23 protein-coding genes are annotated in these 22228 nt (G+C 62.5%); 12 read left to right on the top strand and 11 right to left on the bottom strand.

Going from position 1 to position 22228, the window contains the following annotated elements; all coding sequences use genetic code 11:
• The first annotated feature begins 186 nt into the window (after nt 1-186).
• From NKH37_RS05325 to NKH37_RS05300, 6 genes are all read left to right on the top strand, one after another.
• Entirely contained in the window at nt 187-945 is a 759-nt protein-coding gene (locus tag NKH37_RS05325; RefSeq protein WP_352484642.1) for an SDR family oxidoreductase, read from the top strand.
• 109 nt (nt 946-1054) lie between these two features.
• Complete coding sequence (locus NKH37_RS05320; protein ID WP_352909119.1) at nt 1055-1453, top strand: SET domain-containing protein; 399 nt, start codon at nt 1055-1057, stop codon at nt 1451-1453.
• A gap of 265 nt (nt 1454-1718) precedes the next feature.
• A complete protein-coding gene (rpsU, locus tag NKH37_RS05315; RefSeq protein ID WP_023675331.1) occupies nt 1719-1991 on the top strand; it encodes a 30S ribosomal protein S21 in 273 nt (90 codons plus the stop codon).
• Between the two features lie 161 nt (nt 1992-2152).
• Nucleotides 2153-2998, top strand: coding sequence for a tetratricopeptide repeat protein (locus NKH37_RS05310; protein ID WP_352791346.1), 846 nt, complete (start codon nt 2153-2155; stop codon nt 2996-2998).
• 136 nt (nt 2999-3134) lie between these two features.
• Nucleotides 3135-3608 carry a DUF992 domain-containing protein gene (locus NKH37_RS05305; protein ID WP_023719019.1) on the top strand — a complete coding sequence of 158 codons (474 nt, stop codon included), beginning with the start codon at nt 3135-3137 and terminating at the stop codon, nt 3606-3608.
• A 693-nt stretch (nt 3609-4301) separates the two neighbouring features.
• A complete protein-coding gene (locus NKH37_RS05300) occupies nt 4302-5234 on the top strand; it encodes a M23 family metallopeptidase (protein WP_353040837.1) in 933 nt (310 codons plus the stop codon).
• Nucleotides 5235-5889: 655 nt separating this feature from the next.
• Here the strand turns inward: NKH37_RS05300 and NKH37_RS05295 are convergent.
• Entirely contained in the window at nt 5890-6102 is a 213-nt protein-coding gene (locus NKH37_RS05295) for a hypothetical protein (RefSeq protein ID WP_353004696.1), read from the bottom strand.
• A 14-nt stretch (nt 6103-6116) separates the two neighbouring features.
• Between NKH37_RS05295 and NKH37_RS05290 the strand changes: the two genes are divergently transcribed.
• On the top strand, nt 6117-6344 hold the full coding sequence (locus NKH37_RS05290) for a transposase (protein WP_353004926.1): 228 nt from the start codon (nt 6117-6119) through the stop codon (nt 6342-6344).
• Between the two features lie 691 nt (nt 6345-7035).
• Nucleotides 7036-7581, top strand: a complete 546-nt coding sequence (locus NKH37_RS05285) for a hypothetical protein (protein WP_353004694.1) — start codon at nt 7036-7038, stop codon at nt 7579-7581.
• A 226-nt stretch (nt 7582-7807) separates the two neighbouring features.
• Here the strand turns inward: NKH37_RS05285 and coaBC are convergent, their stop codons facing one another.
• From coaBC to ubiE, 3 genes are all read right to left on the bottom strand, one after another.
• Nucleotides 7808-9271: a bifunctional phosphopantothenoylcysteine decarboxylase/phosphopantothenate--cysteine ligase CoaBC gene (gene coaBC, locus NKH37_RS05280; RefSeq protein ID WP_353004692.1), complete on the bottom strand. Its 1464-nt coding sequence runs from the start codon at nt 9269-9271 to the stop codon at nt 7808-7810.
• A 66-nt stretch (nt 9272-9337) separates the two neighbouring features.
• Entirely contained in the window at nt 9338-10912 is a 1575-nt protein-coding gene (ubiB, locus tag NKH37_RS05275; RefSeq protein ID WP_023719014.1) for a 2-polyprenylphenol 6-hydroxylase, read from the bottom strand.
• Nucleotides 10913-10982: 70 nt separating this feature from the next.
• Complete coding sequence (ubiE, locus tag NKH37_RS05270; protein WP_352857410.1) at nt 10983-11759, bottom strand: bifunctional demethylmenaquinone methyltransferase/2-methoxy-6-polyprenyl-1,4-benzoquinol methylase UbiE; 777 nt, start codon at nt 11757-11759, stop codon at nt 10983-10985.
• A 167-nt stretch (nt 11760-11926) separates the two neighbouring features.
• Here ubiE and NKH37_RS05265 point away from each other — a divergent pair, with 167 nt between their 5' ends.
• The 3 genes from NKH37_RS05265 to NKH37_RS05255 all read left to right on the top strand — a co-directional run bounded on the left by NKH37_RS05265 (nt 11927) and on the right by NKH37_RS05255 (nt 14328).
• The gene (locus NKH37_RS05265) at nt 11927-12901 is read left to right on the top strand and encodes an adenosine deaminase (protein WP_353004688.1); all 975 of its coding nucleotides are present in this window, start codon (nt 11927-11929) and stop codon (nt 12899-12901) included.
• Nucleotides 12902-13037: 136 nt separating this feature from the next.
• Nucleotides 13038-13667 (top strand): uracil phosphoribosyltransferase, encoded by a 630-nt coding sequence (gene upp / locus NKH37_RS05260; RefSeq protein WP_023675320.1) that lies wholly within the window; start codon nt 13038-13040, stop codon nt 13665-13667.
• 100 nt (nt 13668-13767) lie between these two features.
• Entirely contained in the window at nt 13768-14328 is a 561-nt protein-coding gene (locus tag NKH37_RS05255) for a TIGR02281 family clan AA aspartic protease (RefSeq protein ID WP_353004686.1), read from the top strand.
• Between the two features lie 3 nt (nt 14329-14331).
• Here the strand turns inward: NKH37_RS05255 and deoA are convergent, their stop codons facing one another.
• Genes deoA through NKH37_RS05225 form a run of 6 tightly spaced genes read right to left on the bottom strand, consistent with a single transcriptional unit; the run spans nt 14332 to nt 20503 of the window.
• Nucleotides 14332-15648: a thymidine phosphorylase gene (gene deoA, locus NKH37_RS05250; protein WP_353004683.1), complete on the bottom strand. Its 1317-nt coding sequence runs from the start codon at nt 15646-15648 to the stop codon at nt 14332-14334.
• On the bottom strand, nt 15648-16466 hold the full coding sequence (locus NKH37_RS05245; RefSeq protein ID WP_353004681.1) for a purine-nucleoside phosphorylase: 819 nt from the start codon (nt 16464-16466) through the stop codon (nt 15648-15650). The genes deoA and NKH37_RS05245 overlap by 1 nt, the downstream gene beginning before the upstream one ends.
• Nucleotides 16463-16855, bottom strand: coding sequence for a cytidine deaminase (cdd, locus tag NKH37_RS05240; protein WP_023719008.1), 393 nt, complete (start codon nt 16853-16855; stop codon nt 16463-16465). Before cdd ends, NKH37_RS05245 begins: the two co-directional genes overlap by 4 nt.
• A gap of 6 nt (nt 16856-16861) precedes the next feature.
• Complete coding sequence (locus NKH37_RS05235) at nt 16862-17833, bottom strand: ABC transporter permease (RefSeq protein ID WP_023719007.1); 972 nt, start codon at nt 17831-17833, stop codon at nt 16862-16864.
• A gap of 1 nt (nt 17834) precedes the next feature.
• Nucleotides 17835-18974, bottom strand: coding sequence for an ABC transporter permease (locus NKH37_RS05230; protein WP_352484653.1), 1140 nt, complete (start codon nt 18972-18974; stop codon nt 17835-17837).
• The gene (locus tag NKH37_RS05225; protein WP_353004679.1) at nt 18971-20503 is read right to left on the bottom strand and encodes an ABC transporter ATP-binding protein; all 1533 of its coding nucleotides are present in this window, start codon (nt 20501-20503) and stop codon (nt 18971-18973) included. The genes NKH37_RS05230 and NKH37_RS05225 overlap by 4 nt, the downstream gene beginning before the upstream one ends.
• 181 nt (nt 20504-20684) lie before the next feature.
• On the opposite strand from NKH37_RS05225, the gene NKH37_RS05220 reads away from it, so the two are divergent.
• Nucleotides 20685-20894 (top strand): SlyX family protein, encoded by a 210-nt coding sequence (locus tag NKH37_RS05220; protein ID WP_031194007.1) that lies wholly within the window; start codon nt 20685-20687, stop codon nt 20892-20894.
• Between the two features lie 67 nt (nt 20895-20961).
• Here the strand turns inward: NKH37_RS05220 and NKH37_RS05215 are convergent, their stop codons facing one another.
• Nucleotides 20962-21951 (bottom strand): BMP family lipoprotein, encoded by a 990-nt coding sequence (locus NKH37_RS05215; RefSeq protein WP_353004677.1) that lies wholly within the window; start codon nt 21949-21951, stop codon nt 20962-20964.
• Nucleotides 21952-22228: the final 277 nt, after the last annotated feature.

Here is a 22228-nt window from a genome sequence, read left to right as displayed (position 1 = left end):
AGCCTTGCACTGTTTGCGACGGCGCTTGCCGTTTTGCGCCGTGACGAAAAAGAGGTATGCGACGTGACGGGCGATCAAACCAAATCCGAAGCACCTCGCGGGTATCGGGTGGCCCGCGCCGCCTCGATCTGCGACCAAGCATCCCGATTGCCGGCAAGGGCTGGCGCGAAGAAAAGGATGCAGAAAATGTTCGCACTTACCGACAAAGTCGCCATCGTCACCGGCGCCAGCTCCGGCATCGGCCGCGCCACGGCCAAGGTGTTTGCGGAGGAAGGCGCCAAGGTGGTCGTCGCAGCCCGCCGCCAGGCGGAGCTCGATGCGCTGGTTGCCGAAATCGAAGACGCCGACGGCACCGCCGTCGCTCTTGCCGGCGATGTCCGCGACGAAGCCTACGCAAAAGCCCTCGTCGACCTGGCGGTCGGGAAATTCGGCGGGCTCGACATCGCCTTCAACAATGCCGGCTCGGTCGGTAGGATGGGGCCGGTTTCGGAGCTGTCGCTGGAGGGCTGGCGCGAGACGCTCGATACCAATCTGACCAGCGCCTTTCTCGGCGCGAAATACCAGGTGCCGGCGATGATCGATCGCGGCGGCGGCTCGCTGATCTTCACCTCCACCTTCGTCGGCCACACCGTCGGCATGCCGGGCATGACCAGCTATGCCGCAAGCAAGGCCGGACTGATCGGGTTGACGCAGGTGCTGGCCGCCGAATATGGCGCCAAGGGCATTCGAGTCAACGCGCTGCTGCCGGGCGGCACCGACACGCCTTCGGCGACGTTCAAGACACCTGAATCGCGAGCCTTCGTCGAAAACCTGCATGCCTTGAAGCGCGTCGCCGAGCCTGAGGAGATCGCCCGCTCGGCGCTCTACCTGGCGTCCGACGCATCGAGCTTCACCACCGGCGCGGCGCTGTTCGCCGACGGCGGCGTCTCGATCACCCGGACGTGAGGGTTCGGAGGGCGCAACGCATGCCCGCCAGCCGAAATGTCGCGAACCGGCCCTTGATTTTTTCGGCGATTTGACGATTCCGTCTTCTCCTCGAAGACGGGTTGGAAACATGTTGCTGATCAGGACCTATATCGCTGCAAGCGCAATCGAAGGCGTCGGTGTGTTTGCCGCCGAGCCGATCCGGAAAGGCGCGCAGATCTGGCGGCTCGATCCGGACTTCGACCGGCTGATCCCGAGAGAAAAATACGAGACGGCGCCGCCGCACCTCAAGGAATTGCTCGACAGATATGCCTATCCCAGCCCGGACCGGCCGGGCTTCATGGTCTATGAGGTCGACAATGGCCGCTTCATGAACCATGCCGACAAGCCGAACACCGATTTTTCGCAATATGGCGGGGCCACCGCGATCCGCGATATCGCCGCCGGCGAGGAGATAACCTGCGACTACGGCGAGTTCTTCGAGGGTTTCGAGCAGCTCCACCTGGCCACGGCCCTGGCCACGGCATAGCGGCGTCTATCTGACCCAAGGCGAATTTTGTTCTTGCTTTGTGCCGGCAGCTATGCTACTAAATTGCGCATGGTGCTGATTCACACCAGAGACCCGCCGCCGAGGCGGGTTTTTCGTTTCGGGATCGGCACCGCCTCTCAATCGGCTGTGGACAGCACCCCTTGATTCTGCTATCAGCCGCCCCAATTCGTGGTGTAACGCGCCGCGGAGGCTTGTGGCTATGGCCGCTTGCCTGTTGATTTCAAACCGAAAGACAGGATTGCACGTGCAGGTACTCGTCCGCGACAACAATGTTGATCAGGCGCTTCGCGCGCTCAAGAAAAAGATGCAGCGTGAAGGCATCTTCCGCGAAATGAAGATGCGCGGACATTACGAGAAGCCTTCCGAGAAGCGCGCCCGTGAAAAGGCGGAAGCCGTGCGCCGCGCCCGCAAGCTGGCCCGCAAGCGCGCCCAGCGCGAAGGCCTTCTGCCGATGACGCCACGTCCGGTCGCGGCCGGTGCTGCCGGCGCCGGTGCTCCGCGTCCGCCGCGGTTCTGACGTCAATTTTTCGTCCTTTTCCAAGGATATCCAAGGTGGCGCGATGCGGAATCGCCGCCACCTTTTTGTTGTGATTTCGACCCGGTCCGAGAGGACTGGTTGGGAGAGATGCCGGTTCGGAGGGGGAACGGACCAGACGGCGCAGTAAGGACAGGGCAGACATGGACGCAATCACCGTAGAGCGCAGAACCGCGTGGCGCGGCCTCGCCCTGACGGCAGCCCTGCTCTCCGGGTTGACGCTTGCCGGCTGCCAGAGCGTTCCGACCGGCGAGTTCAACAACATCGACAAGGCGCAAGCCTCGACCGAGAACATTTCCTCGCTGTCGGCGGTGATCCAGCGCAACCCGCAGGATCCGGAAGCCTACAATGTGCGCGGCTCGGCCTATGGCCGCGGCGGCCAGTACCAGGCAGCGCTGAAGGACTTCAACACTGCCATCCAGCTCAATCCGAATTTCTACCAGGCCTATTCCAACCGGGCGCTCATCCAGCGCTTCCTCGGTGATCAGGCAAGCGCGCTGGCCGACTACAACCGCTCGATCCAGATCAATTCCAACTACGACGCCGCCTATATCGGCCGCGGCAATCTCTACCGCAAGGCAGGCCGGGTCCAGGAGGCGTTCAACGATTTCCAGAAAGCGATCCAGCTCGACACGACCGACGCGCGCGCCTATCACAATCGCGGCCTGATCTACCAGAGCCAGGGCCAGCACGCCTTTGCCATCGAGGATTTCTCGACCGCCATTTCGCTGGCGCCGGATGCTTCCGAGCCTTACAACGGACGCGGCCTCTCCTACCTTGCCATGAACGACGAGGACAATGCCTTCGCCGACTTCAACATGGCCATCAAGCTCGACGGCAAGAACGCCGAGGCCTGGTCCAACCAGGCGCTGATCTACGAGCGGCGCGGCGACAAGGTCAGGGCCGCGAAGTCCTACCGCGAGGCAGTGCACCTCAATCCGAACTACCAACCGGCCAAGGACGGTCTGGCCCGCACCAGCGCCGGCTGACCGGGCCGGTTTATCGGGCCTCCGTTTCCGCACTCCGACAACCCTGCGTTTAGCCTTGCCTTGCTGGCGCCAAGTTTTCGGCGGAACGCTCGGCGTGGTCAGCCGTTGTTCAAAGCCATTTGGAAAGGACCCTCCCATGATCAAGCAACTTGCCTGTGCCGCCGCACTCGCCACGACCGTCGTTGCCGCTCCCGCCAGCGCCGGCAAGCTCCAGCTCGGCGTGCTCGACTGCACCATCGACGGTGGCACGGCCTATCTGGTCACCTCCAACAAGGGTGTTTCCTGTGTCTTTCGTCCGCATCGTGGCGGCCCACCCGAAGTCTATACCGGGGTAATTTCCAAGCTCGGCGTCGACGTCGGCCGGACGCATCAGGGCCAACTGGCATGGGCGGTTCTGGCGGCAACCCGCAACCACGATGAAGGCGATCTTGCCGGCAGCTACTATGGCGTGAATGCCGAGGCGAGCGTGGTCACCGGTGGCGGCGCCAACCTTTTGGTCGGCGGCCTCGGCAGCGCCTTTTCGCTGCAGCCGCTCAGTGTCCAGGCGCAGACCGGCGTCAATCTGGCGGTCGCCGTCACTTCGCTGGACTTGATCCATTCGTTCAAATAACGGCCCAGTGCGGCGTCGCGGGCGGCGCGGAGCGAGAACGCTATGGGATGGATTCTGGGATCCATTGCCGTGACATCCGAACGTCGTGGCAATGCGGACTTTCCGCTCGCACCGCTGGCGTAGACCGTGGCAGTGAAGAAGGCCGACAACCCAGCTCTCTCGCCGCCCTGTAGGGCCTGCTGATCTTGTGCGAGTGCGCCGTGACGAAGGCGCGACTGGAACCGCGGACTCCCGCCCGTACGCCGAACAGTTAAGCCGTGCCACGAAGTGTCTTCGGCTTGAACGCATAGTTCGGGCTCACAGCCATTGCGTGACAGACCCATAACAATGAGGATTGCACCGCTTAGAGCGTTCCCCACAGACAACGCGTGCAAGGCGGTTTTGTGACCAAGCTAACTCGAACCGAGAGGTTCGAAACGTCTTTCCATTCGGCGTTCGGTGCGCGACCGTGATAGGCATTCGGGCGCGTTGACTCAGAATGGAGGTCGGCGCAACATCTATGTTCACTCCTATTGGCGGGGAACCGAGATGGTTGGACATTTTGTTCGCGTTGAGTCGAGGGGAACATATTTAAGACGTTCTGCGCTTGATTCGAAATCTCCTGCATCTGAAATACCTTTCTCGGCCTACAAAGTTCGGCCCGGCGACTACATTGGACTTCAGTGTACAGGCAGGTTTCGCTGGGGTACTGGCTTGGAATATGGATCAACAATGGTCGGTTGCTTTTTTGCAGCTGACGATTCGCCAGTTTACTGTGCCAGGTCGGGTCAAGAACAAAATGTCAAAACCAGCAAGAGCTATGAAGATGGTGTTCCGACAGATATCCCGCAGGATTTTTCCATTCCGTCTGATAAGAAGGTTGTTGTTCGTGTGCCCCTTGCAGCAACTAAGTTGCTAATTGGACCAGACGACTCGTTTTTTGGTGACAACACAAATGATGGCTATGGAGTGCTGATCACATTTCCGAATAGGCATTTGGCGACGCCAGACACTCTTATCGAGGAGGGCGACCCTGATAAGGCCGATGTTCAAGAGGGCGAACCGGACGCTCCGAACATACTTGATGCAAACCCGGTGTGTTATCCGACAGCCACCACTTTTCTCGCATCGCCATTCGACGATGGAGCAGTGGCGCCTTTGGCGCCGCAATTGCGAGGTTGGTATTATAAAAAGAGATCGGTTCCTATCGACGGATCTTGGCTGCCGGGGTGGAGTGGTTGGGGGCACGTCAGAAAAAATGGCCAATATCATGCAGGCTGGGACGTTTTCTCTCCTCGGGGCAGTAAGCTTTTTGCATGTGTAGGCCCGGCAAAACTCACTTTTTCTCCTGATGTTCCTGGTTATGGAAAAACAGCAAATCTTTCATTTCTGCACGGTAAGGTTTTGCACACCGTCACCTATAGCCATTGCGGCAATTTTGTTGGTAATGCCCGAACTGTGGCTGCAGGTGAATTGATCGCAATATCCGGGTGTTCGGGAAACGCGAAAGACGAACACTGTGGTGAAGACTTTGCCGGCGGGGATCGCACCGATCACGTCCATGTTGGCGTCTATCTAGCAAATGCAGCGAAGAAGGGAAAAGATATTGACCCGGCTCGGGTCCTTCATTGGATACTTGCCGCGTAGGCTGTTTCGTGAGATCGATCCTGTGGACGATGCCGCTGGTCGCTGAACCCGCCGCCCGACGCCGAGACCTTTACCAGCAGCGCGCGCACGGTTGGCCCAATAGACATTCGGGGAGCCAACTCGTATGGGCAACGGGACATGCCCCCCGTTCTGCTGGACATCTCCCCCCACTTGGGGAGATCGGTTGCCACGCCGGCCTTCGCCAATCGCCAACGTCGCAATAGCGCGCGGAGTGCCTAAGTTGCCAATCTCCCTCCTCGTGGGGGAGATGTCCGGCAGGGGCAGAGGGGGGCGCGAAGGATCGCCAACCCCGGAGTTAATTTAGGATTTATATACATGCTTGACCCAAACTGAAACCCGACGAACAGGCTTGCGTTGATCAGTTGCGGGCGATCCGCTGGCGGGACGTAATTTCTGCCCATCTGCGGCTATAGCCGCGTCTATCATTTCTGCGACCGCAAGATGTTCAAGTGCGGGCCTGCCGCAAGCGCTTTTCAAGGTCGGGACCATCTTTGAGGACACGAAACTATCACTCCGCAAGTAGTTCATGGCTATTTGGCTGATCACCAACCATCCGAAAGGCGTTGCCAGAGCTACACTCGCCAAGGATCTGAAGATCACGCAAGAAATCGGCTTGGTTAGTCTTTCATCGCCTCTAGCACGCCGCGCGGACGAATTCACTCAACGCCGGCCCAAAGGCACCGTCGAAAGCGATACGACGTTCGTAGGTGCCGCCGACCGCAAGAGTGGAACACAGGGCCGTGCTGACAGGTAAATCGTACTCGGCATTATCAAGCGTGACGGCGAGCTTCGCGCCAAACACGTGCCGAACAGGACGACGCGCACCATTCGGGGTGAGATTCGCCACAACGTCTCGCCGGGATCGTTAATCTGACGGACGAAGATCGCGCATTCATTGGCCTATCCGGCGACCACCTCCACCACACAATTAACCATTCGCAGGGCGAGTATGTGCGGCACCACACTATCCACGCCAATAGCATCGAAGCCGTGTGGGCTCTTTTGAAACGCCAGATCGTTGGCATTCACCATTTGGGTTTCGCCGAAGCACCTGAACAAGGACGTGAAAGAAAAGGCGTCGCGGTATAACCGGCGAGACGTGACAGTCGGCTCGCGCATGAATGACATCTTCGAATGCGTCGAGGGTCGCCTGCAGTACGAGGATTTGATCGCGTGGTCGACAAGAAACAGGAAGCGCTCGACACGGACTTTGCCGAGGCTCTCAAGCGTTTTTGCGCAGACAGGCAGGAAGAAAACCGACGAACTGACCGAGCGGGCAAAGAAAAGAAAGGCCGCCGAAGGACAAGCCGACGGCGGCCGATAAGAAGCGCGCGCCCGATTAGACCCCGCAGCACCTCCAATATCCTTGCACCGCCACGAGGCGGCCATTCTGGATACGGAAGTGGGCGCGCACATAGTGACAGACGCGCAAGGTCCAACGGTTCAACCGCTGTGTCATAGGCTTTCGCCTTTCTAGCCCGCAGGCCATTGAAGCGTGCCTTTGCCGCCCATAAGGCGGTTGCATCCTCTAGCAAATCAGTGTACTAAATACTGAACCAAACATCACTGCTGCCTTCGCTCTCGGTCACGCTATAGCCATTCCCCGAGAGACGCTGGCAACCCAAGAAAAGTCCGGTCGCGAGCCGGACTTTTTTGCGTTTACCAGGCGACGCAACAAACCTTTTATCCCGAATCCGCGTCGCTGTATAGCCCCATGAATGTCACTTGAATGTGCACGGCCGGCGGCGTATGTGTGTGGCGTATGGTCGGGAGAAACGACATGTCGGACAAAGCACTTGATAACGCGAAGGCTTTGAAAATAAAGGCCTTATCCGAAATTGAGCGACTAGAGGACGAGGCGCGTGTTTGGCGCGATCGTATTGCTATGGCTGACCAGTTCATTGATCAGTGGAATGCTTTTGCATCTGGAGAGGCCGTGAATCCTGTGGGTAGCGTATCCGTCGAACAGAACAAACAGGCACCATCAACGGCAAAGCGGAATGTGATTCGAAATAGCAAAAAGGAAGATGTTGCTGCTGCCGCTCTTGAAGTGATCCGTGACCGTGGGGAGCCTGTATCTCGCACGGACTTGTTCAAGGCCTTGATCGATCGTGGGCTGACGATCGAGGGGTCGGACCCTGAGATGGTCCTGTCAACCATGCTCTGGCGGATGAGGGAAAAGATAGTCCGCTTCAAGAATGGGGGATATTGGGACGCTCGCAGCGATTGGGAGCCCGCTGGATACAAGTCGGAATGGCTTGACGAAATTGAAGGGCGCGAACGCGATTACAGCGGCGTCGATCTGGCCGGCAACTTAATAGAGTGAGGAGCCAGGCGGGCCGTTCGATGGTTGTCCGCTCGTCAATGGGCCGAACATGCATATAGGTCCCTTAATTTGCCGATACGAGAGAGCGCGGATTCTCGATCCGATTTGTTTCGACACCGTGGCGGCAGGCGATCTTTCGAAACGTCCGCGGGACAGCGCCCCCTCTGGCCTGCCGGCCATCTCCCCCACGAGGGGGGAGATCGGCTAAACACCCGAGGGGAGATCGCTAAACCACAACCGTCTTCAGCCGCTCGGCGATCAGTGCCGCGAGGCGGGTTGCCACCTCGTCCTTGCTCATCTCCGGCCATTCCTCGACGCCGGATTTCGAGACGATCCGCACCTTGTTGCGGTCGCCGCCCATCACGCCCGGGGAACCACCTTGATGCGAGACGTCGTTGGCGACGATGAGATCGGCACCCTTTTTCGCCAGCTTGGCCTCGGCATTTTTGACAAGATCCCGCGTCTCCGCGGCGAAACCGATCACCAGCATCGGCCGCTTTTTGTGATGCCCGACGCCGGCAAGAACATCGGGATTTTCGACCATCTGCAGCGCCGGCGGCCCCTCGCCCGCCACCTTCTTGATCTTTTCCCCGGCCGAACTTTGAGTGCGCCAGTCGGCGACAGCCGCGACGAACACCGCCGCGTCGGCCGGCAGCAGCTGTTCGACCGCATCCCTCATCTCGACGGCCGTTTCGACATGCAGCGTGGCGACGCCGGCCGGATCGGCAATGCCGACCGGGCCGGAGACGAGACGCACGTCGGCACCGAGCCTGGCCAGCGCCGCCGCGATGGCATGGCCCTGCTTTCCCGACGAACGGTTGGCGATGTAGCGGACCGGATCGATCGGTTCATGCGTCGGCCCGGAAGTGACAATGATCTTTCTGCCTGCCAGCGGCTTTGGCCGGCTGTCGAGCAGCGCCTCGATCGCGGTGACGATCTCCAGCGGCTCGGCCATGCGGCCCTCGCCCGCTTCGTTGCTTTCGGCCATCTCACCCTTCGCCGGGCCGACGAATGCGATGCCGTCCTTGCCCAGCATCGCACGGTTGCGCCGGGTCGCCGGATGCGCCCACATTTTCGGGTTCATCGCCGGCGCCATCAAAACCTGCTTGTCGGTGGCGATGAGCACCGTCGAAGCAAGGTCGTTGGCATGGCCGTTTGCGAGCTTTGCCATCAGGTCGGCGGTGGCTGGCGCCACGACCACAAGGTCGGCCTCGCGCGACAGCCGGATGTGGCCGATGTCGTGCTCGTCCTGCCGGTCGAACAGCTCGGTGAAGACATGATCGGCGGACAGCGCTCCGGCCGACAGCGTGGTGACGAATTCCTGCGCCGCGGCGGTCATCACCACGCGCACCGAAGCACCGCGCTCGCGCAGCCGACGGATCAGGTCGAGCGCCTTGTAGGCGGCGATGCCGCCGCCGATGATGAGCAGGATGCGCTTGCCGGAGAGGACACCTCGCGCGACTTGGCTGGGGACCGCGACCACCGGAGCTGCAGGATTCTGCAAGCTTGTCAGTTCGCGCAACGTTTTCTCGATCTGGTCGATGCGGCCGGACGAACCGAGTTGACCTTCGACCGCTGCGCGGATCATGACCCGCGCCTGGTCTTCCATTGACCGGCCATTCTCCGCAGCCAATCGGCGCAGCATATCCTTGACCTCGTCATCAAGGTTGCGGATCGTGATGCTGGCCATGTGATTGCACTTTATCCAAAATCGCCGAAGGCAATGATAGCAATGCAATCAATCGACAACAAGGCGTTAGAGCAGCTTCCAGGCGATGTACACCAGCGTCAATGCGATTACCCACAGCGCCAGCCGGCCGGAGCGGGTGTAGCGCGCCTCGGCCTTGCCGATCGCGTGCGCGGTCCTTTCGTCGAAGCGCAGGCCGTGTTCGGCCATCAGGTCGATCTCACGCGACAGCCGCTCGGTGCGGGCGGCGAGGTCCGGCGCCTGGCGGGCCAGCGCCAGCAGCGCGTTGGCGCCGTCGCGCGCATCGGCCAGCAAAGCGCGCGGGCCGAGATTGCGCGCAATCCAGCCGCTGACCACAGGTTCCGACGTCTTCCACATGTTGAAGGCCGGGTCGAGGGTGCGGGCGACGCCCTCGACAACGACCATGGTCTTCTGCAGCAGCACCAACTCGGATCGCGTCGCCATGTCGAAGAGCTCGGTCACCTCGAACAGCAGCGTCAGCAGCTTGGCCATCGAGATGGTCTCGGCCGGCTGGCCGTGGATCGGTTCGCCGATCGCCCGGATCGCCTGGGCGAAAGCTGCGACATTGTGCTGGCGCGGCACGTAGCCAGCCTCGAAATGCACCTCGGCGACGCGCTGGTAATCGCGCGTGATGAAGCCGTAGAGGATTTCGGCGAGGAAGCGGCGCTCCTTCCTGCCGAGCCGGCCGGCAATGCCGAGATCGACGGCGACGATGGTGCCATCGGCCTCGACGAAGAGGTTGCCCGGATGCATGTCGGCATGGAAGAAACCGTCACGCAGCGTATGGCGCAGGAACGACTGGACCAGGTTGGCGGCAATCGCCTTCAGGTCGTGGCCGGCGGCGGCGAGGCCGGCAATATCGTTCAACTTGATGCCGTCGACCCATTCCATGGTCAGCACGTCGCGGCCGGTGCGCTCCCAGTCGACCGACGGCACGCGAAAGCCGGGATCGTCCTTGGTGTTCTCGCCGAGTTCCGAAAAAGCCGCCGCCTCCAGCCTCAAATCCATTTCGATCTTGGTGGTCTGGGCCAGCGTCTCCGTCACCTCGACCGGCCGCAGCCGGCGCGACGACGGGATATATTTTTCCTGCAGCCGGGCGGCGAGGAAATAGCTCTCGAGATCGCGAAAGAAGCGGCGGCGCACGCCCGGCCGGATGACCTTCACCGCCACCCGGGTAACGACGCCGTCCTGCAGGGTTTCGGCGGTATGGACCTGGGCGATCGAGGCGGCGGCGACGGCCTCGCCAAAACTGGCATAGAGCTCGCCGACCTTGCGTCCGAGCGAGGCCTCTATTGCCGCTATGGCTTCGGCCTTCGGAAATGTCTGCATCTTGTCCTGCAGCATGGCGAGATCGAGCGCTATGTCGTTGCCGACGACGTCCGGCCGCGTCGCCAGGAACTGGCCGAGCTTGACGTAGGATGGGCCGAGCCGCACGACCGCCTTGGCCAGCCGGTCGCCGCGCTCGTAGGCAAGCGCGCGGCGACGGGTGAACAGCCGGGCCATGCGCCAGCCGAATTTCGGCAGGCCGAAGAGTTCGTCGCCGGGCAACGCCGCGATGACACCCTCGCGGACCAGCACCCAGCCGGCCCGCACGAGCCTGAAACCAGCGCCTATGCTGCTCATGGCTGGCTTTGCCTTGCCGGTTTCCTGAACTGGCGAAAGGCACGTCGGGCTATGAAAATGCGGGCCAGCCTCAAAGCTTCCAGCCCGAATGAAGCGCGGCGATGCCGCCGGAATAGTTGCGGAATGAGGCGCGCTCGAAGCCCGCGCGCGAGATCATCGCCGCGAAATTCTGCTGATTGGGAAATTTGCGGATCGATTCGACCAGATAGGAGTAGGGCTCGCCGTCGCCGGTCACCGCCTTGCCGATCCGCGGGATGGCGTTGAACGACCATGCCTCATAGACCTTGTCGAGCAGCGGCATCTCGACCTCGGAAAATTCAAGGCAGAGAAAGCGCCCGCCAGGCTTCAGCACGCGATAGGCTTCGGCAAGCGCCACATCGATACGCGGCACGTTGCGGATGCCGAAAGCAATGGTGTAGGCATCGAAAGTAGCGTCGGCAAAAGGCAGTTCCTCGGCATTGGCCTCGACGAAATCGGTATTTGCCGACAGGCCCTTTTTCTCGGCTCGGTCGCGGCCGACGGCGAGCATCGAGCCGTTGATGTCGAGAACCGTCGCATGGGCATGCCTGCCGCTCGCCTCGACGATGCGGAAGGCGACGTCGCCGGTGCCGCCGGCAACGTCGAGAACGCGCCAGCCCGGCCGCTTCGGTGGATTGAGCCAGGCGACCATGGCGTCCTTCCACAACCGATGCAACCCGGCCGACATCAGGTCGTTCATCAGGTCGTAGCGGTTCGCCACCTTGTGGAAAACATCATTGACCAGGGGCTGCTTGTCGCCTGGCCCTACCCGCTTGAAACCATAGGAGGTTTCCATGCCGCCCGCAGCCGTGGTTCTTTCAACCGACATCGTTTTGATCCGCCATAAAATCGGCGGGACCATAGCCGATCGATGGTGCGGGCGCTATTGTTTAAGGCGCGGTGTTCGGCCGCGCTTCGAAGCAGGTTCCGGAAAAGCGTCGCACGGTTTTCCGACAAGAACCTGCGTCATAAGAAAAAGCCTGACGGGATAATTGAATGCCTTTGAAAGCAGAACTGCACTGCCACATCGAAGGGGCAGCGGCGCCTGAACTCGTCCTCCGCCAGGCCGAGAAATACGGCAGGGATGCCTCGCCCTACATCCGGGACGGCTCCTTCGCCTGGCACGATTTCACCTCCTTCCTCGCCGCCTACGACTTCTCCTCCGACCTGTTCCGCACCGAAGAAGATTATGCGCGGCTGGCCGATCACTACCTGACCAGCCTCGCCCGCGACGGCGCCATCTATTCCGAGGTTTTCACCTCGCCGGACCATGCCAGCAAGGCCGGGCTGTCGCCGAAGGCCTATACCGACGCGCTCGGCGAAGGCATAGCCCGCGCCAAGGCGAAGACCGGCATCGAAGGCCGCATGATCGTCACCGGCGTGCGCAATTTCGGTGTCGAATCGATCGAGCGGGCTGCGCGTTTCGCCGCCCGCAGCGGGCATCCGCTGGTCACCGGCTTCGGCGTCGCCGGCGACGAGCGGATTGGCGATTTGGAAGATTATGTCAGGGCCTTCGAGATCGCCCGCGAGGCCGGCCTCGGCATCACCGTGCACGCAGGCGAATTGATGGGCTGGGAGAGCGTCGAGGCGGCACTCGACCACATCCGCCCGTCTCGCATCGGCCACGGCGTGCGCGCCATCGAGAACCCCGATCTCGTGCGGCGCATCGCCGACGAAGGCGTCGTGCTCGAATGCTGCCCTGGCTCCAACATCGCGCTCAAGGTCTTCGACAGTTTCGCCGACCACCCATTTCCCGCATTAAGGGCAGCGGGCTGCAAGGTGACGCTCAACTCCGACGACCCACCCTATTTCTGGACCTCGCTGAAGCGCGAATACGACATCGCCGCCGAGCATTTTGCGATGGACGACAAGGCGCTCACCGCCGTCACTAGGACGGCCATCGAGGCAGCTTTCGTCGACAGGAAGACCAGGGCGGCGCTGCTGGGCAGGCTCGGCGCCAAGGGCAGGTGAATGCTGAATTGCGAACCTGGCGCTTCGGTCGGTCAACCGCGAGTTCTTCCGCGCAACCAAGGACTCGCAAACCAGTTCACTATTCACTATTCACCATTCACCATTCACTATTCACCTGCGCAGTTCGGAGAACACCATGAAGGGCGTCACCGTCGTCGACCATCCGCTTGTCCAGCACAAGCTGACCATCATGCGCAAGAAGGAAACCTCGACGGCCGGCTTCCGGCGGCTGTTGCGCGAGATCTCGCTGCTGCTCGGCTACGAGGTCACCCGCAACCTGGAACTGACCACGACGACGATCGAGACGCCGATCGAGACGATGGAGGCGCCGACGCTGGAGGGCAAGAAACTGGTCTTCGCCTCGGTGCTGCGCGCCGGCAACGGCTTGCTCGAAGGCCTGCTCGATCTGGTGCCGGCGGCGCGTGTCGCCCATATCGGCCTCTATCGCGACCATGAGACGCTGGAAGCGGTCGAATATTTCTTCAAGGCGCCGGGCGACCTCGCCGACCGGCTGGTGATCGTCGTCGACCCGATGCTGGCGACCGCTAATTCGGCGATCGCGGCGATCGACAAGCTGAAAGGCCGCGGCGCCACCAACATCCGCTTCCTCTGCCTGTTGGCGGCACCAGAGGGCCTCGAGCGTTTTACCCAGGCGCATCCCGATGTTCCGGTCTTCACCGCTTCCATCGACCGCCAACTCAACGAGAAGGGCTACATCATGCCCGGCCTCGGCGATGCCGGCGACCGTATGTACGGCACCAAATAGGTCCGTTTACCGATTGTTTACGCAAACGGCTGGTTTCCGCATTCGTTAAAGCGGCAAACACCATGTCGGACTAAGGATCGGCAACCACAAAGGCCGGTCCATGCTGCGCAAGCTCCTCATCCTTGGCGTGTTTGCCGGAACGTCGGCATCGCTGCCGATCGTCTATCAGTCGAATCCACAGACGATCGAGCGGCTGTTGAAATCAGCCATCGGAGCCAAGCCGGCCGACACCCAAACCGACCTGAACCTCGCCGCCGTTCCGGACAGGCCGGCAACGCCGCAGCCGCTCGGCCGCAAGGTCGTCGTCACCGCGGACGCGCGCGGCCATTTCGTGTCGGTCTTCAAGTTGAACGGCCGCCAGATCGACGGCATGATCGATACCGGTGCGACGCTCGTCGCCATCAACAGCTCGACTGCGCGCAGGATCGGCATCTCGCTCAATTCGACGGATTTCAGCCATCAGGTCAACACCGCCAATGGTGCGATCAAGGCCGCCGTGGTGACGATCGACCGCCTGCAGATCGGCAGGATCACCGTTGAGGGCGTCGAGGCCGTCGTGCTCGACGACAGGGCGCTGCACACCAACCTGATCGGCATGAGCTTTCTGCAGCGGCTCGAAAAATACCAGGTCGAAGACGGCACGCTGCTGCTGGTTCAGTGACTATCAGCGCGGCAGGATCCGCCGGATGACGGTTTTCTCCGCGGCCGGTTTGGAAGTCCCGATCGTATAGGCCGAAAGCACGGCGGCCGCGGCCGCCTCGGCATCCCCGGCATTGCGGGCATGGACCAGCGCCAGCGCCTCGCCGGTCCGCACTTCAGCGCCGACCGGCAGCAGCCTGGTGATGCCGACGGCGTGATCGATCCTGTCGTCCGGCCGCGTCCGCCCGCCGCCAAGCCCGACCACCGCAAGCCCGATCTCGCGGGTTGCGATGCCGGTGACGAAGCCGTTCGCGCTCGCCTTGACGGCAAATTCCGTTGCCGCTTTCGGCAGATATTTTTCCGGATTGTCGACAAAGTCGGCGGGACCGCCAAGTGCCGCCACCATGCGCGCGAAGATGGCAGCGGCGCGACCGCCGGCCAGCGTCTCGGCGGCGCGGCGCAGGCCGTCCTGGTTGGACGACACCAGGCCTGCCGATTGCAGCATCTCGGCGGCCAGCGCCAGCGTCACTTCCTCCAGCCGCCGGTCGCGGAAGCGGCCGGTGAGGAAGTCGACGGCGTTGCGCACCTCGACCGCATTGCCGGCAGCGGACGCCAGCGGCTCGTTCATGCCGGTGACCAGCGCCGAGGCCTTCAGGCCGGCGCCATTGGCGACGTCGACCAGGCTGTTGGCCAGGGTGGTTGCGTCGCGCGATTTCTCCATGAACGCGCCGTTGCCGACCTTGACGTCGAGCACCAGCGAATTGAGGCCGGCCGCCAGCTTCTTCGACAGGATAGAGGCGGTGATCAGCGGCACCGATTCCACCGTTCCCGTCACATCGCGGATGGCGTAGAGCCTGGCGTCGGCGGATGCGAGATCGGCGGTCTGGCCGATGATGGCGCAGCCGGTTTCGAGCACGGTCTTGCGGAAGCGCGCAACATCCGGCTGGCTGATATAGCCGGGGATGGCATCCATCTTGTCCAGCGTGCCGCCGGTATGGCCGAGGCCCCTGCCGGAAATCATCGGCACATAGGCGCCGCAGGCAGCGACGATCGGTGCCAGCATCAAGGAGACATTGTCGCCGACGCCGCCCGTCGAATGCTTGTCGGTGACCGGGCCGGGCAGATCCGACCAGTCGAGCACATCGCCGGAATCGCGCATCGCCATAGTCAGCGCCACCACCTCGTCGCGGCTCATGCCGTTGAAGAACACCGCCATGGCGAAGGCGCCGACCTGCGCGTCGGTAACGGTGCGGGCGGTCAGGCCCTCGATGAAAGCCGATATCTCCTCAGCCGAGAGTTTTTGACCGTCGCGCTTGCGGCGGATGATTTCCTGGGGAAGCATCAGGCGTCTACCCTGTGCTCCGGAAGCCCGTCCTGAAAAACACGCTGCAGAATGGTCGCCAGCCGCGCGCCGCCGACCGGCGCCATGTCCTTGGTCTCCTGGTGCGACAGCTCGGCTCCGGTCATGCCGGCGGCAAGGTTGGTGACGACCGAACAGGCTGCGACGCGCAGCCCGAGGAAGCGGGCGAGAATGACCTCCGGCACCGTCGACATGCCGACCGCGTTGGCGCCCATGATGCGAGCCATGCGGATCTCGGCCGGCGTCTCGAAGCATGGGCCGGAGAACCACATGTAGACGCCCTTGTGCAGCCTGGTACCGGTGGCCTTCGCGGCTTGCTCGATGGCGGAGCGGAGACGGGCGTCGTATGCTTCGGTCAGGCCGACGAAGCGGCGGTCGCTCGGCTCGCCGATCAGCGGGTTGGAGCCTGAGAAATTGATGTGGTCGGTGATCAGCATCACCGAGCCCGGGCCCATCCCGGGATCGACCGAACCGGCGGCGTTGGTGAGGATCAGCCTGGAGATGCCGAGGCCGGCGAGCACCTCGAGTGCCGGCCGCATCGCCGCCGCGTTGCCGTGCTCGTAATAGTGTGCGCGACCGGACAGCATCAGCACCGGCGTGCCGGCAAAGAGCCCCGCCACCACCTCGCCGGCATGGCCGCTGACGCCGCTTCTGGGGAAGCCCTGCAAGTCGGCATAGGAAATGCGCACCGCATCCTCGACCTTGTCGACAAGCCCGCCAAGCCCCGATCCCAGCACCAGCGCAGTGGTCGGCGCCAGCCCGTCCAGCCTTTCGACGAGGTGATCGAGTGCTTCCTTCATTTCAACACATCGCCCTGGAAGCCGTATGGCAGCAACTCGCCCATGGTCACGGTCTCGACCACGCCGCTATCATCGCAGAGATAGAACTTCGTTTCCGGCCGGCAGAATTCGGCCAGCCGCTGCCGGCAGCCACCGCAGGGCGAGCATTTTGCCACGCGTTCGGCGATCACGGCGATTTCCGTGATCTTGCCGCCGCCACCCATGATGTAGTGGCCGAGCGCGGTGGTTTCGGCGCACCAGCCCTCCGGATAGGACGCGATCTCGACATTGGCGCCGGTGAAGACACGGCCGTCCTCGGTGCGCAGCGCCGCGCCGACCGGAAATTTCGAATAGGGCGCATAGGCCTTGGCCATGGCGGCTTTCGCCGCTTCGAACAGATCACGAGCCATGATAAATCAGCGTTCCTTGACATAAGGCACGCCGCCGGCACGCGGCGGGATTGCCTTGCCGATGAAGCCTGCAAGCAGGATGACGGTCAGCACATAGGGCAGCGCCTGCATGAATTGCACCGGCACCTTGCCGATCAGCGGCAGCGGCGTGCCTTGCAGGCGGATCGACGCCGCGTCGAGGAAGCCGAACAGCAGGCAGGCGAACATGGCGTTGACCGGTTTCCATTTGGCGAAGATCAGCGCGGCCAGCGCGATGTAGCCCTTGCCGGCGGTCATGTCCTTCACGAAGCCGCCATTCTGCACCATCGACAGGTAGGCACCTGCAATGCCGGTGAGCACGCCGGTGCAGATCAGCGCCCGGTAGCGCAGCCAGGCGACCGATATGCCGGCGGTATCGACCGCGGCCGGGTTCTCGCCGACGGCGCGCAGGCGCAAGCCGAAGCGGGTGCGGAACAGCACCCACCAGGTGAACGGCACGGCCAGGAAGGCGAGATAGACCAGCACTGAGTGGCCGGAGATGAGTTCCGAATAGATCGGCCCGAGGATCGGCACGCTCCTGAGCGCATCCGCGCCCGGCCAGATGATTGTCTCGAAGCGCTCGCCGGCGGCCAGCGCCGGCGTGCGCCCGCCTTGCTGGAACCAGGCCTGGCCGAGCATGATCGTCGATCCGGCGGCGATGAAATTGATCGCGACGCCGGAAACGATCTGGTTGCCACGATGGGTGATCGAGGCAAAGCCATGGATCAGCGCGAAGGCGACCGAGATGAGTATGGCCATGCCGAGGCCGACATAAGCCGAGTGGAAGACCGAGGCGGCGGCGGCACCGGCGAAGGCGCCAACCAGCATCTTGCCTTCGAGCCCGATGTCGAAGACGCCGGCCCGCTCTGAATAGAGGCCGGCGAGGCAGGCGAGCAGCAAGGGGACCGACAGACGGATGGTCGAGTCCAGGACCTGTACGATGGCGTTGAAGAAATCCATCTCAGGCGCCCTTCCCCTTGACCGCTTCCATGCCGACCGATCTCGGGCTGAGCGAGGCGAACAGCGCCTGGACATAGGGCCGGAACATATGCTCGAGCGCGCCGGCGAACAGGATGACCAGGCCCTGGATGATGACGATCATGTCGCGGCTGATCGCCGGCATCTCGAAGGCGAGCTCGGCGCCGCCCTGGTAGAGCATGCCGAACAGGATTGCGGCAAGCACGATGCCGACCGGGTGCAGTCGCCCCATCAGCGCCACCGCGATGCCGACGAAACCGGCGCCCGAAACGAATTCGAGCGCGACATTGTGCTGGTCGCCCATCGTCGGGTTGAGCGCCATCATGCCGGCCAGCGCGCCCGAGATCATCATCGCAATGATGATGATGCGGATTTCCGAAATCCCGGCATAGCGCGCCGCTTTCGGGCTGTGGCCGTAGGTACGCATCTCGTAGCCGAGCTTGGTGCGCCAGATCAGGACCCACACCAGAAAGGCCATGGCCAGCGCCAGCAGCGAGCTGACATTGAACGGCGCCGAACGGATTTTGGCGCCGAACAATTCGATGATCCAGTTGAGCTTCGGCAATTGTGCGCCTTCGAGGAAGGTGCGCGTCTGCGGCGCCATCGAGCCGGGCGGCTTCAGCATGCCCACCAGCGCATAGACCATGACGCTGGCGGCGATGAAATTGAACATGATGGTGGTGATGACGATGTGCGAGCCGCGCTTGGCCTGCAGATAGGCCGGGATCAGCGCCCACAGCGCGCCCATCGCCGCGGCGGCGATAATGGCGATCGGGAAGGTCAGCCACCAAGGCAGCACGCTGTCGAAGGCCAGGCAAACGATGCCGATGCCGAGACCGGCGATATAGCCCTGGCCCTCGCCACCGATGTTGAACAGGCCGCAATGCGCCGCAACCGCCACCGACAGCCCGCTGAAGATGAAGGTGGTGGCATAGAAAAGCGTGAACGCGATGCCTTGGCCGCGACCGAAGGCACCCTCGACCAGGATGACCGCAGCACGCAGCGGGTTCTCGCCGACCAATATGACGACGAAACCGGCAACGACGAAGGCGACGAACAGATTGATCAGCGGGATCAGCACATAATCGGCCCAGGCCGGCAGCTTGGCATAGGGAGTGCTCATTCCGCGGCCTCCCGGTGCTCGACGCCGGCCATCAGCAGGCCGAGTTCGCCCTCGGTCGCGTCGGGGCCGCGCTCGCCGACGATGCGGCCGGCAAACATCACCAGAATGCGGTCGGAAAGCGAGCGGATCTCGTCGAGCTCGACCGAAACCACCAGCACCGCCTTGCCCTGGTCGCGCATCGCGATTAGGCGCTTGTGGATGAATTCGATGGCGCCGACATCGACGCCGCGCGTCGGCTGGCCGACGATCAGCACGCCGGGATCCTGCTCCATTTCCCGCGCCAGCACGATCTTCTGCTGGTTGCCGCCGGAGAAATTGGCGGTCTTGAGGCGGCAGTCCGCCGGTCGGATGTCGTATTTAACGATCTTGTCCCTGGCATCGTTACGGATGGCGTCGATGTCGAGAAACGGCCCCTTCAGATAGCGCTCGTCGTCCTGGTAGCCGAGGATCGAATTCTCGTTCTCCTCGAAGGCCAGCACCAGGCCGACATGATGGCGGTCCTCCGGCACATGGGCAAGGCCGCGCTCGCGCAGTTCACCGGGATCGGCGGCGCCGGTGAGGTCGATCGGCTTGCCGTCCAACGTCACCGAACCCGAAACGGCGCGCCTGATGCCGGAAATCGCCTCGAGCAGTTCGGATTGTCCGTTGCCGGCGACGCCGGCAATGCCGACGATCTCGCCGGCATGGATATCGAAGGAGACGTCGTCGACCATGGTGACGTCGCGGGAATCCTTGACCGTCAGGTTCTTGACCGCGAGCTTGACGCCGCCGGCCTTCGCCTCGCCTTTCTCGACGCGCAGCAGCACGCGCCGGCCGACCATCAGCTCGGCCAGCTCCTCGACCGTGGTCTTCCTGGTTTCGCGTGTCGCCACCATGGTGCCCTGGCGCATCACCGAGACCGTGTCGGTGATCGCCATGATCTCGCGCAGCTTGTGGGTGATCAGCACGATCGTCTTGCCCTGCTCCTTCAACTGCCTGAGGATGCGGAACAGATGGTCGGCTTCGGCCGGCGTCAGCACGCCGGTCGGCTCGTCGAGGATCAGGATCTCGGCGCCGCGATAGAGCGCCTTGAGGATTTCGACGCGCTGCTGCAGGCCGACCGGCAACTCCTCGATGATCGCGTCCGGATCGACTTCGAGCCCGTATTCGCGCTCGAGCCGCTCCAACTCGGAACGCGCCTTGGCGATGCTTTTCTTCAGCAGCGCATCGCTTTCGGCGCCGAGAATGACATTTTCCAGCACCGAGAAATTGTCGACCAGCATGAAGTGCTGATGCACCATGCCGATGCCGAGCGCGATCGCATCGTTCGGTGTCTTGATCGATGCCGGCTGGCCGCCGACACGGATTTCGCCGCTGTCGGCCTGGTAGAAGCCGTAAAGGATCGACATCAGCGTCGACTTGCCGGCGCCGTTTTCGCCGACGATGCCATGGATGGTGCCGCGCGTAATTTCCAGATTGATGTCGCGGTTGGCGCGCACGGCGCCAAAGCTCTTGTCGATGCCGATCAGCTCGATTGCGGCTTGCGCCATGCAGCCTGTTCCCACTGTTATTTTTTTACCGCTTGGTCAAACGCCTAGCATGACGCCCAGTCTGTGCCAATTGGGTCTGTGCCAATTGGCCGGAGCACGGTTCACTCTCGACAAATCCCGTCATGCTTGTCAATTTCCAACGTGGCCGCACCCTGCACAATCGCCTGATCGAGGATTTCAAATGACCATGCCCGACGATCGGCTGACGACGCTGGAAATCCGCGCCGCCGAGCAGGAGAAGACCATCGAGGAACTGTCCGGCCAGATCGCCGAGCAGTGGAAGGTGATCGAGCGCATGCAGCGCAAGCTCGACGCGCTGGCCGAGCGCTTCCTGGCGCTGGAGGAACAGGCCGCACCCGACGTGCCGGTGACCAAGCCGCCGCACTGGTGAGCGGCCTGACAATGCAAAACCGCCGGGCTTTCACCCGGCGGCTCGTCAGCTCAGCAATGTCTGTCGATCAATACGGGCAGGCATTGTCCGACATGTAGTCGTGCACCTTGATGGTGCCGGCGATGATGTCGGCCTTGGCCTTTTCGACCGCTGCCTTCATCGCATCGTCGACAAGCGCCTTGTTGTTGTCGTCCATGGCGTAGTCGACGCCGCCTTCCTTGAGGCCGAGATCGTTGACGCCGGCCGTGAACTTGCCGTCCTTGGCATCCATGAAGGTGTTGTAGACGGCAACGTCGACACGCTTGACCATGGAGGTCAGCACCTTGCCGGGCTGCAAGCCGTTCTGGTTGGAATCCACACCGATGCCGAGCTTGCCCGCGTCGGCCGCCGCCTGCAGCACACCGACACCGGTGCCGCCAGCCGCAGCATAGATCACGTCGGCGCCCTGGTCGATCTGCGTCTTGGCGATCTCGCCGCCCTTGGCGGGATCGTTCCAGGCTGCGGGCGTATCGCCGGTCATGTTCTGGATGACGTCGGTGGCGCCGGCCGCTTTGGCGCCGCCGACAAAGCCGCAGCCGAATCTGCGGATCAGCGGAATATCCATGCCGCCGATAAAGCCGACCTTCTTCGACTTCGAAGCCATCGCCGCCATCACGCCGACGAGATAGGAGCCTTCCTGCTCTTTGTAGACGAGGGAGCGGACATTGGGCTTGTCGACGACCATGTCGATGATGGCGAATTTGGTCTCGGGGAATTCCGTGGCAATCTTGTCAAGCGCATCCGACCAGGAGAAGCCCGCCATGACGATCGGATTGCGGCCGTCCTCGGCGAAACGGCGCAGCGCCTGCTCGCGCTGGGTGGCGTTGCTGACCTCGAATTCCACATAGGGGATGCCGGTCTCGGTCTTGAACTTTTCGGCGCCGTGGAACGACGCCTCGTTGAACGACTTGTCGAACTTGCCGCCGAGATCATAGAGAAGCGCGGGTTGAATGTCCGCGGCGAAGGCCGGAAGAACCATTGCAGCTGCGGCCATGAGGCCGAGTACGATACGTTTCATGTGATCCACACCCCTGTCGGTTATTTGTCCATTATGCACCGCATGCCGGCCCGGTTCTCCGGCAGGCATTCGGCGTCAGGCAGGAGTGTCTTCCTCCCGCTTCGGGCCAATCTGGCACGGCCCGAAACAAAATTCACGTGGAATTTTGACCCTTTGGAAAAGCGTGGGGCCCCCGAGGCGCGGCCCCCCCAAATTCATTGGGGCGGGGGGGCCAATAAAGGGGGGGCGGGCGCCCGGAAGGGGCCGGGGGCCGCGGGGGGCGGGGGGGCCCCAAATC

This window comes from Mesorhizobium sp. M1217 (genome assembly GCF_040318275.1).
Lineage (GTDB): Bacteria > Pseudomonadota > Alphaproteobacteria > Rhizobiales > Rhizobiaceae > Mesorhizobium.
The sequence above is the reverse complement of the archived record's forward strand: the minus strand, read 5'-3'. Positions and strand labels throughout refer to the sequence as shown.

What these genes read in the sequence shown, in the direction of transcription:
- NKH37_RS05215 (WP_353004677.1), bottom strand. Translation starts at nt 21,951, where the DNA reads ATGAAACGTATCGTACTCGGCCTCATGGCCGCAGCTGCAATGGTTCTT.
- upp (WP_023675320.1), top strand. Translation starts at nt 13,038, where the DNA reads ATGAAGGGCGTCACCGTCGTCGACCATCCGCTTGTCCAGCACAAGCTG.
- NKH37_RS05265 (WP_353004688.1), top strand. Translation starts at nt 11,927, where the DNA reads ATGCCTTTGAAAGCAGAACTGCACTGCCACATCGAAGGGGCAGCGGCG.
- NKH37_RS05220 (WP_031194007.1), top strand. Translation starts at nt 20,685, where the DNA reads ATGACCATGCCCGACGATCGGCTGACGACGCTGGAAATCCGCGCCGCC.
- NKH37_RS05320 (WP_352909119.1), top strand. Translation starts at nt 1,055, where the DNA reads ATGTTGCTGATCAGGACCTATATCGCTGCAAGCGCAATCGAAGGCGTC.
- NKH37_RS05305 (WP_023719019.1), top strand. Translation starts at nt 3,135, where the DNA reads ATGATCAAGCAACTTGCCTGTGCCGCCGCACTCGCCACGACCGTCGTT.
- NKH37_RS05255 (WP_353004686.1), top strand. Translation starts at nt 13,768, where the DNA reads ATGCTGCGCAAGCTCCTCATCCTTGGCGTGTTTGCCGGAACGTCGGCA.
- coaBC (WP_353004692.1), bottom strand. Translation starts at nt 9,271, where the DNA reads ATGGCCAGCATCACGATCCGCAACCTTGATGACGAGGTCAAGGATATG.
- NKH37_RS05285 (WP_353004694.1), top strand. Translation starts at nt 7,036, where the DNA reads ATGTCGGACAAAGCACTTGATAACGCGAAGGCTTTGAAAATAAAGGCC.
- deoA (WP_353004683.1), bottom strand. Translation starts at nt 15,648, where the DNA reads ATGCTTCCCCAGGAAATCATCCGCCGCAAGCGCGACGGTCAAAAACTC.
- ubiE (WP_352857410.1), bottom strand. Translation starts at nt 11,759, where the DNA reads ATGTCGGTTGAAAGAACCACGGCTGCGGGCGGCATGGAAACCTCCTAT.
- ubiB (WP_023719014.1), bottom strand. Translation starts at nt 10,912, where the DNA reads ATGAGCAGCATAGGCGCTGGTTTCAGGCTCGTGCGGGCCGGCTGGGTG.
- NKH37_RS05230 (WP_352484653.1), bottom strand. Translation starts at nt 18,974, where the DNA reads ATGAGCACTCCCTATGCCAAGCTGCCGGCCTGGGCCGATTATGTGCTG.
- cdd (WP_023719008.1), bottom strand. Translation starts at nt 16,855, where the DNA reads ATGGCTCGTGATCTGTTCGAAGCGGCGAAAGCCGCCATGGCCAAGGCC.
- NKH37_RS05225 (WP_353004679.1), bottom strand. Translation starts at nt 20,503, where the DNA reads ATGGCGCAAGCCGCAATCGAGCTGATCGGCATCGACAAGAGCTTTGGC.
- NKH37_RS05235 (WP_023719007.1), bottom strand. Translation starts at nt 17,833, where the DNA reads ATGGATTTCTTCAACGCCATCGTACAGGTCCTGGACTCGACCATCCGT.
- NKH37_RS05325 (WP_352484642.1), top strand. Translation starts at nt 187, where the DNA reads ATGTTCGCACTTACCGACAAAGTCGCCATCGTCACCGGCGCCAGCTCC.
- NKH37_RS05310 (WP_352791346.1), top strand. Translation starts at nt 2,153, where the DNA reads ATGGACGCAATCACCGTAGAGCGCAGAACCGCGTGGCGCGGCCTCGCC.
- NKH37_RS05245 (WP_353004681.1), bottom strand. Translation starts at nt 16,466, where the DNA reads ATGAAGGAAGCACTCGATCACCTCGTCGAAAGGCTGGACGGGCTGGCG.